Source organism: [Clostridium] ultunense DSM 10521 (genome assembly GCF_000511955.1).
Classification (GTDB): domain Bacteria; phylum Bacillota; class Clostridia; order Tissierellales; family Tepidimicrobiaceae; genus Schnuerera; species Schnuerera ultunensis.
Genome location: NZ_AZSU01000007.1, coordinates 1 through 9,643, shown reverse-complemented (window position 1 = coordinate 9,643; position 9,643 = coordinate 1). Strand labels below are relative to the sequence as shown.

Genomic DNA, 9,643 nt, shown 5'->3' with positions numbered 1-9,643 from the left:
CTTACTCCTACATGGCATTAGTACCAATAATACAACCACCGATAATGAAAGCATTGACCACAGAAGAAGAAAGAAAAATAGTAATGGAACAACTACGCCCCGTATCTAAAAAAGAAAAGATAATATTTCCCATAATGATTGCAGTAGTTGTAACATTGATATTACCTTCAGCAGGGCCATTAGTAGGAATGTTAATGTTAGGTAATCTAATGAGGGAATCAGGGGTAGTAGAGAGATTATCTAAAACAGTACAAAATGAGTTAATGAATATAGTAACAGTATTTCTAGGATTAACAGTAGGAGCTACAGCCAACGCAGAAATCTTTATCCAATGGGGAACAATAAAGATAATAATATTAGGACTAATAGCTTTCTCCATAGGAACCGCAGCAGGAGTAATATTCGGAAAAATAATGTGTAAAGCAACTGGAGGAAAAGTAAATCCGTTAATTGGAGCAGCAGGAGTATCGGCAGTACCAATGGCAGCAAGAGTTGCCCAAAAAGTTGGGCAAGAAGCCAACCCAAGAAACTTTTTACTAATGCACGCTATGGGACCAAATGTAGCAGGAGTTATTGGTTCAGCAGTAGCAGCAGGACTATTATTGATGTTCTTTGGAGGATAGACATAAAACGTGGCAGGTTTCTGCCACGGTTTATTTTGAATTTCGTCCAATTTTCAGGCTAAATATAAAAAAAGGTTGAAAATACATATTGGAAAAACTATAATAAACTTGTACCTTGCCAGTATCTTTTTAAGAGCTGGACTTAAAAGACAAGGTAAATGATTTTATAATATCGACTGGTATCCGAAAGGAACTAGAGCGGAGGGATGAATATGAAAAAAAATGCAAAAGCATTGTCTACAAGAAAGATGACGATTGTAGGTTTATTAGGTGGTATTTCTATAGTGTTAGGCATGACACCTTTAGGTTTTATTCCAGTAGGGCCCACTAGAGCAACTATAATGCATATACCTGTAATTATTGGGGCTATTATGGAAGGGCCTTTAGTGGGAGGATTAATAGGATTGATATTTGGATTGTTTAGCATTTTTCAAGCTGTGACCAATCCAACTCCAGTTTCCTTTGTATTTTTGAATCCAATAGTATCAGTACTACCTAGAATATTAATAGGGATAGTGGCTTACTACGGTTATAGGTTTTCTAAAAATTTAGGAACTAAGAAATCTATATGGATATTAAATATAATTTGGGTGGTCATGTTTTCCTATTTGATTTATGGATTATATATTAGCATCAAAGATTTTACTAGCTTGTGGGCTATATTGGTGAATATTATATTGATAATATTGACTATAACAATAGGCATCTATGGACATAAGAAGATGGAGAACAAGGCAATCGACATTGTAATATCTGCCGCATTAGGTACTTTGACTAATACGGTAGGAGTACTTTCAGCCATATACTTTATCTATGGAGAACAATTTGTTGAAAAATTAGGGCAGAATGCTGAAATGGCCAGGAAGGTCATATTTGGAATTGGAGTAGCTAATGGTATACCCGAGATAATTATTGGGATAATAGTAGTTACCAACGTTGTAGCTGCATTGAATAGAAAGAAATAGATTGGATGTGGTAAGAATGTTGTTAGTAGTTGATGTAGGTAATACTAATATAGTGCTTGGAGTATATAAAGATGATAAATTATTATACGATTGGCGAATTGCTACCTACAAAGACAAGACTTCAGATGAATATGGTTTATTATTCGAACAGATATTTAAATATCATGGCCTTTGTCCTAGGGACGTAGAGGATGTGATCATTTCATCAGTAGTGCCTACATTGATGCATACATTGTCTGCCATGAGTATAAAATATTTTAATAGTGAACCAATAATTGTAGGTCCTGGGGTTAAGACTGGGATGAATATAAAATATGATAATCCAAGAGAAGTGGGTGCAGATAGAATTGTGAATGCAGTAGCTGGCTACGAAAAATATGGGGGACCTTTAATAATAGTTGATTTTGGCACAGCCATAACTTTCTGCGCTATTTCAAAAGATGGCGAGTATTTAGGTGGTGCAATAACTCCTGGAATCAAAATTTCTAGTGAAGCTTTATTCCTTAGAACGGCTAAGCTTCCTAAAGTAGAAATATCCAAACCTAAATTTGTAATAGCAAAAAACACCATAAACAGTATTCAGTCTGGTTTAGTCTATGGCTATATTGGATTGGTAGATTATATTATTGAAAGAATGATAGAAGAACTGAGGGAGGAAGGAGAAGTTAAAACTGTAGTAGGTACAGGAGGATTTTCTTCCCTAATTGCTAGCGAAAGTAAATATATTAATAAGATTGATAAGCTGTTAACCCTTGAAGGATTGCGTATAATATATGGAAGAAATAAGTAGCCTTAAGGCTACTTTTTTAATAATTATAAAGGTGATGACCATGAAGATTGGAAATCTTGAATTAGAAAATAATATGGTCTTGGCACCAATGGCAGGGATTACTGATAAAGCTTATAGGATTATTTGTAAGGAAATGGGAGCTGGATTAGTGGTTTCTGAAATGGTAAGTAGCAAAGGATTATATTATGAGGATAAGAAAACAGAAAGTTTGACAGATGTAGGACCTAAAGAAAGGCCTGTTGCTTTGCAAATTTTCGGATCAGATCCTTATATAATGGGAAAAGTTATTGAAAAGTATATCAATCCTCGAAAGGATATAGGTATTATAGATATAAATATGGGATGCCCTGCACCTAAAATTGTTAAAAATGGAGATGGGGCTGCCTTGCTTAAAAATCCATTATTAATTAGAAAAATACTGAAAGAAATAGTAAAAGTGTCAAATAAACCAGTAACATTGAAGATTAGAATGGGATGGGATCATAACAATATAAACGGTATTAAAGTTGGTAAAATAGCTGAAGAGGAGGGGATATCGGCCTTAACCATTCACCCTAGAACTAGGGATATGTTTTATTCTGGAAAAGCCGATTGGGATTTCATTAAAAGAATGAAGAAATCCATAGATATTCCCGTTATAGGCAATGGGGATATATTTGGGCCCATAGATGCAATAAATATGATGGAGTTTACTGGGTGTGATGGAGTGGCCATTGGAAGAGGTGCAATAGGAAACCCCTGGATATTCAATAGAATAAAACTTGTAATAGAGGGAAAAGAGGATATTAAACCATCTTATAAAGAAATAATCAATATGGCAATAAGACATTTAGAACTATTATGTAGTATAAAGGGTGAAAAAGTTGGAGTAAAAGAGATGAGAAAGCATATATCTTGGTATTTAAAAGGTATTAAGAATTCCAATAGGGTAAAAAATCAAATAAACACCGTTGATAATAAAGAAAAAATGAAAGAAATACTATTTGACTATTTATTAGAATTGGATGCCATTATCATTAACTAGTTATACTTCTCCTTAAATATTCATATAATACATTACAATATGGGTAAAGGAGGAATTATTATTGGCTTTCTTTATATAATCGGAGAGAAAACTTATTTCGCTCACTTTTATAGTGGCTTAATGAGAATTGTTCCAAAGAAATGTATTCCTACTACGAGAGTAAAAATTTTGGAACATATACGGAATAATGATGGAAATATAATAGGTAGAGTGGGGGGAGTTTTTCTTAATAGCTTAAATATGGGGAAAAAAGGAATGGTAGAAGAGTTTGTTTTAGCCATAGAGGAATTTAAAAATGAAAATACTAATAGCCTAATAATGGAAAACTTGAGTTTGTTGAATAAAGATGATGTAAAACTAATTGAAAAAAGAACGGGTCTAAAAATAATCAACGGAATAAAAGTTCTTACATTTTTTTTACCCTTAGTTTTAAAAGAGATCTGTAAAGGCTTAAATGAGAATTTAAAGGAAAAAGAAGTTTTAATTATAGGGGAAGATGAAATATTAACTAAACAAATAATAGAGGCCCTATATAAAGAAGTGAGATTTATAACCTTAGCTGGAGATTATGGAGACATAATAGGGGATATATCTGAATATATAATGGAGAAAACTGGGTTATCCATTTTTTACTCTAAAAAAGTAGATAAAATCTTGACAAATTACTCTATAATCATTAATCTTAAAGATAATTACTATTTAAATGTAAATAAACTAAGACAAAAAGCCATAATATTCGATTTTAGTATTAGCAAAGGGATAAGGAACCAAGCCAATGAAAGCAGAGGGACAATTATCATTGAAGATTTTATGTTCAAAATAGATTACTTGGATATAAAGAAAAACAAATTTATAAACGTCTTAATACCTTCTTATTTCTATGAACAATTTAATCGACTGGAACCTAAGGATTTTGCAGGTTTATCCATTGGAGGAGAATTTTATAATATTGAGAGTTTTTTAGATTACCAAATAAGAATTAAAGGGAAGCTCTAAGTACTTGACAACAATCCTTCCCTTGATTATAATATTCTGCATATATAGGTAGTAATTATTAAAATTTTCCGTTTTAAAGGGCGTGTAGGCCAAAATATTTAATAGAAGGAGAGAATTGTATGGCTGAAAGGGATGTGTTCTTAACATTAGAAGGGTTGAAAAAGCTTGAAAATGAATTAGATGAATTAAAATCAGTCAAGAGGAGAGAGATTGCCGACAGAATAAAACAAGCTTTGGCTTTTGGAGATATAAGCGAAAATTCTGAGTATGATCAGGCAAAGAATGAACAAGGACAGTTAGAAGAGAGAATAGCAAAGTTGGAAATGATACTAAGAAATGCTAAACTAATAGATGATGAAGATATTTCTACTGATATAGTAAGTATAGGTTCAAAAGTTATAGTCAAAGATTTAGAATACGATGAAGAAATGGAATATACCATAGTGGGCTCGGCAGAAGCAGACCCTTATGAAGGGAAAATATCGAATGAATCTCCAGTTGGAAGGGCTTTATTAGGTAGAAAGAAAGAAGAGATAGTAGAAGTACATGTACCTGATGGACTTATTAAGTATCAAATTTTAAGTATTACTAGATAAGAGGAGGTTATATTATATATGGCAGGAACGGAAGATAATATTAATGAAATGCTCAAGATAAGAAGGGATAAGCTGAAAGAATTAATCCAGATGGGAGAGAATCCTTTTCTTATAGAAAAATATGATTATACTCATCATAGTAGCACTATTAAGGATAACTTTGATGAATTAGAAGAGGAAACAGTTTCAGTTGCAGGTAGAATTATGTCTCGAAGAGGACATGGTAAGGTTAGTTTTATGGATTTACAGGACAGTAAAGGTAGAATACAGATATTCATTAAAATGGATGCTGTAGGAGAAGAAACTTATAAGAAATTAAACCTTTTAGATTTAGGAGATATTATTGGAGTTAAAGGAGAGGTATTTAAAACTAAAACCGGGGAAATTTCCATAAGAGCTAAAGAAATTACCTTATTGACAAAATCATTACAGATTTTACCAGAAAAGTTCCATGGATTGAAAGATCAGGATTTGAGATATAGACAAAGGTATGTAGATTTAATAGTAAATCCTGAAGTGAAGGAAACTTTCGTTTTAAGGTCCAAGATAATTAAGGCTGTAAGAGAGTATCTAGATGAAAGGGGTTTTTTAGAAGTAGATACTCCTATTTTAAATACTATTGCTGGAGGAGCAAATGCAAGACCTTTTATAACTCACCATAATACTTTAGATATAGACATGTACTTAAGAATCGCCAATGAATTATATCTAAAAAGACTTATAGTTGGGGGATTTGAAAAGGTATATGAAATGGGAAGAATGTTTAGAAACGAAGGAATGAGCTATAAACATAATCCAGAGTTTACAAATATTGAACTATATCAAGCTTATGTAGATTATGAAGAGATGATGAGACTTACAGAAGAATTGATAGCTTATGTAGCAGAAAAAGCCTTAGGTAGTACAAAGGTTAATTATCAGGGGACAGAAATAGATTTAACACCACCTTGGAGAAGGTTAACTATGATAGATGCTATAAAAGAATATGTAGGAGTAGATTTTAATACCATTGATTCAGACCAAGAAGCCATTGAAGTTGCAAAATCAAAAGGATTAGAAGTCGATTCCAATATGAAGAGGGGCCATATAATTAGTGAAATGTTTGAGGGATTCTGCGAGCAACATTTAGTCCAGCCCACCTTTATTACTCATCATCCTGTAGAAGTATCACCTTTAGCAAAAAGGAACCCTGATGACCCAAGGTTAACCAATAGGTTTGAAGCTTTTATAAATACTTGGGAAATAGCAAATGCTTTCAGTGAATTAAACGATCCAATAGATCAAAAAGAAAGATTTTCAGAACAGGCAAAACAGAGAGAGGCAGGAGACGCAGAAGCTCATATGATGGATATGGATTTTGTAAATGCCTTAGAAGTAGGACTTCCCCCTACTGGAGGACTAGGAATAGGAATAGACAGACTTATTGTTTTATTAACTAATCAACCAAGTATAAGAGATGTAATATTATTCCCAACTATGAAACCAATAGACGAAGATGAATAAATAATGAGTCAAAGGGTAGCCCTTTGACTCATTATTTATATAATTTAAGAATAGGGTGATCTTATGAAAAAAATACTCCACATTATATCCCAATATCCGGGGAAAACCGGTAGCGGAACATATTTGAATCAATTAATTATAGAGGGAAATAAAAAAGGATATACTCAAGGATTGGTAGCTGCCTTATATGAAACAGAAAGAAATATTCAATTAGAAATATCAGAAGAAAATTTTTATCCTGTAATGTTCAATACTACCAAAATTCCTTTTCCTATAGTAGGTATGAGTGATACAATGCCCTACAATACTATCAATTATTCGGACATGTCAAATGAGATGTTGACCAAATGGAAGGAAGGATTTAAAGAAGCTGTATTAAGAGCAGTAGATGAATTTAAACCAGATGTAATAATCACTCATCATTTATGGATATTGACATCTTTGATAAGAATGGTAATCAAAGACATACGAGTAATAGCTATATGTCATGGAACTGATATAAGACAATTCCAAAAAAATCCAAGATATAGACATTATGTAGTTAAAGGGTGTAAAGAAATAGATTTAGTTTTATCCCTTAATCAGGAACAAGGAAAAATAATAAATAATCTTTATTCCATTCCTAAAGATAAAATCATAACCATAGGGGGAGGTTTTGATGAAGAAAAGTTTTATCCTCCAGACAATAAGCTCCCTGGACATGTAGTTAAACTTATTTATGCTGGGAAATTAAGCTATGCAAAAGGAGTTATGTCTTTAATAAGGGCATATAATATGTTAAATATGAAAGAAGATGAAATAGAACTTTCCATTGCAGGGGCTGGAATAGGGTTTGAGGAGAAGACCATTAAGGAAGCAGGATATAATAGTAGGTTAAAGGTTAATTTTTTAGGAGAATTATCTCAAAAAAAATTAGGAAAAGTATTTAGAAATAGCCATATTTTCATAATGCCATCTTTTTATGAAGGACTATCCCTAGTAACTATAGAAGCTTTGGCCACTGGCCTAATGGTAGTTGCTAGTTCAATTGGTGGTTTAAAAAGTTTCTTGGGAGATAAGATAAATAATAGTGGAATTATTGAATATGTAGAATTGCCTAAACTAGACAATGTAGACCTGCCTTTAAAAGATGAAATACCCCTATATGAAGAAAGATTAAAAAAAGCAATAGAAAAACAGATTTATAGGCTAAAAGAAGGTTATATATGGAATGACAATGTAAAAAATCGAATAAGCCAGCTTTCATGGATTAATATCTATAATCGAATTGAAGAATATTTTTGATATATTAAAAATTAAAGCGGTAGGAGGGATACTTATGTATACCTTGGATGAACTTCAACTTATAGTAAGCAGATGTCATAGATGTGGTTTATCGAAGACTAGAACAAATGTGGTCTTTGGAGAAGGAAATCCAAAAGCAAAGATGATTTTTATAGGAGAAGGTCCTGGATTTTATGAGGACAAGATGGGGAGACCTTTTGTAGGAAAGGCAGGGCAACTTCTTGACAAGATGATAGAGGCTATAGGGTTAAAAAGAGAAGATATTTATATTGCTAATATTGTAAAATGCAGACCACCAAACAATAGAAATCCTTTAGAAGAAGAAAGTAATATTTGTATTGAATATTTAAGATGGCAAGTGAAGATAATTGATCCAAATATTATAGTGTGTTTAGGAGCAGTAGCAGCAAGAAATATAATAGATAAGGATTTTAGAATTACTAAGGAAAGAGGTATTTGGTTCGACAGGGGGAAATATTCTATAATAGCTACGTATCATCCGGCTGCTCTTTTACGGGATCAGAGTAAAAAGGGTGAAGCTTGGGAAGACTTTAAAAATATAAGGAAAAGATATGAAGAAGCAGATGGAAAAATGGAAGGGTGATAGAGTGAAAGAAGAAAGAATGAAAGAATTAAACAAAGAGATAATGGAAAAGTATCCTGAAGAAATAATAATTAAGGGATATGGAAATTTAAATAGTGTAATTATGCTTCTAGGAGAGGCCCCTGGTGCAAAAGAAATTGAATTGAGGAAACCTTTTGTAGGTCAAGCAGGAAAGCATTTTGAAGAATTCTTAGAAGTTCTAAATATTAAGAGAGAAAACGTGTATATAACAAATTCTGTAAAATATAGGCCTACTAAAACAAACCTTAAGACTAAAAGATTATCCAATAGGACACCTACAAATAAAGAGATAGATGCTTTTAGACCATATATCTATAGAGAGATAAATATAATAAATCCTAAAATAATAGCTACTCTGGGTAATGTACCTTTGAAAACCATATTTGAAGATGATCTAAAAATAGGAGAAGTTCATGGTAAACCAATGGAAATAGAAATACAAAATATAAACTATAAAGTCTTCCCCTTATATCATCCAGCAGCAGTAATATATAGAAGAGAATTAAAGGATACATATATGGAAGATTTAATAAAATTGAAGAAAGAGATAAAAAATCTTTAGAAAAGGGTTGACATTCTTATAAAAAAGGTATAATATATTTACTTGTCGGCTTCAAATATTTAAGTTAAAAAATTAAAAAAACAAATTCAAAAAACTATTGACATAAGCTTAAATGTTTGTTATAGTAAAGAGGTTGACAAAAAAACAGAACCTTTTAACTAAATAGTGTGAAGTACTTTGAGTAAGAAATATTTTAACAGGCAAACTTTTCAAATGAGAGTTTGATCCTGGCTCAGGACGAACGCTGGCGGCGTGCCTAACACATGCAAGTCGAGCGAAGAATTTATCATGAAGCCTTCGGGTGGAATGATAAACTTCTTAGCGGCGGATGGGTGAGTAACGCGTGAGGAACCTGCCTTCCACAAGGGGATAGCCTCGGGAAACCGGGATTAATACCCTATGAAACTTAGCAATCGCATGATATTTAAGTTAAAGCGTTAGCGGTGGAAGATGGCCTCGCGTCCCATTAGCTAGTTGGTGAGTTAAAAGCTCACCAAGGCAACGATGGGTAGCCGGCTTGAGAGAGTGACCGGCCACACTGGAACTGAGACACGGTCCAGACTCCTACGGGAGGCAGCAGTGGGGAATATTGCACAATGGAGGGAACTCTGATGCAGCGACGCCGCGTGAGCGATGAAGGCCTTCGGGTCGTAAAGGCTCTGTCCTATGGGACGA

10 protein-coding genes and 1 rRNA gene are annotated in these 9,643 nt (G+C 33.1%); all 11 read left to right on the top strand.

The genetic code is table 11. The features are described 5' to 3' along the window. Positions 1 to 623, top strand: a 623-nt coding sequence (locus CUL_RS17600; protein ID WP_035143328.1) for a sodium ion-translocating decarboxylase subunit beta, incomplete at its 5' end; no start/stop codon positions are given. Between the two features lie 212 nt (positions 624 to 835). Next, positions 836 to 1,588 (top strand): ECF transporter S component, encoded by a 753-nt coding sequence (locus CUL_RS0114715; protein WP_005583045.1) that lies wholly within the window; start codon positions 836 to 838, stop codon positions 1,586 to 1,588. 7 nt (positions 1,589 to 1,595) lie between these two features. Continuing rightward, positions 1,596 to 2,378, top strand: a complete 783-nt coding sequence (locus tag CUL_RS0114710) for a type III pantothenate kinase (RefSeq protein ID WP_456243149.1) — start codon at positions 1,596 to 1,598, stop codon at positions 2,376 to 2,378. Then, positions 2,362 to 3,402 (top strand): tRNA dihydrouridine synthase DusB, encoded by a 1,041-nt coding sequence (dusB, locus tag CUL_RS0114705; RefSeq protein ID WP_236616485.1) that lies wholly within the window; start codon positions 2,362 to 2,364, stop codon positions 3,400 to 3,402. The genes CUL_RS0114710 and dusB overlap by 17 nt, the downstream gene beginning before the upstream one ends. A 168-nt stretch (positions 3,403 to 3,570) precedes the next feature. Continuing rightward, positions 3,571 to 4,398, top strand: a complete 828-nt coding sequence (locus CUL_RS0114700; RefSeq protein WP_157752677.1) for a hypothetical protein — start codon at positions 3,571 to 3,573, stop codon at positions 4,396 to 4,398. Positions 4,399 to 4,517: 119 nt separating this feature from the next. Continuing rightward, entirely contained in the window at positions 4,518 to 4,994 is a 477-nt protein-coding gene (gene greA / locus CUL_RS0114695) for a transcription elongation factor GreA (protein WP_025642439.1), read from the top strand. 18 nt (positions 4,995 to 5,012) lie between these two features. Next, positions 5,013 to 6,497, top strand: a complete 1,485-nt coding sequence (gene lysS / locus CUL_RS0114690; protein ID WP_025642437.1) for a lysine--tRNA ligase — start codon at positions 5,013 to 5,015, stop codon at positions 6,495 to 6,497. Positions 6,498 to 6,560: 63 nt separating this feature from the next. Next, the gene (locus CUL_RS0114685; protein WP_025642435.1) at positions 6,561 to 7,781 is read left to right on the top strand and encodes a glycosyltransferase family 4 protein; all 1,221 of its coding nucleotides are present in this window, start codon (positions 6,561 to 6,563) and stop codon (positions 7,779 to 7,781) included. A 34-nt stretch (positions 7,782 to 7,815) separates the two neighbouring features. Then, positions 7,816 to 8,385, top strand: a complete 570-nt coding sequence (locus CUL_RS0114680) for a uracil-DNA glycosylase (RefSeq protein ID WP_097677645.1) — start codon at positions 7,816 to 7,818, stop codon at positions 8,383 to 8,385. Further along, positions 8,354 to 8,968, top strand: coding sequence for a uracil-DNA glycosylase (locus CUL_RS0114675; RefSeq protein WP_005584695.1), 615 nt, complete (start codon positions 8,354 to 8,356; stop codon positions 8,966 to 8,968). Before CUL_RS0114680 ends, CUL_RS0114675 begins: the two co-directional genes overlap by 32 nt. Before the next feature lie 209 nt (positions 8,969 to 9,177). Next, positions 9,178 to 9,643 (top strand): 16S ribosomal RNA (locus tag CUL_RS0114670); the annotation flags it as partial.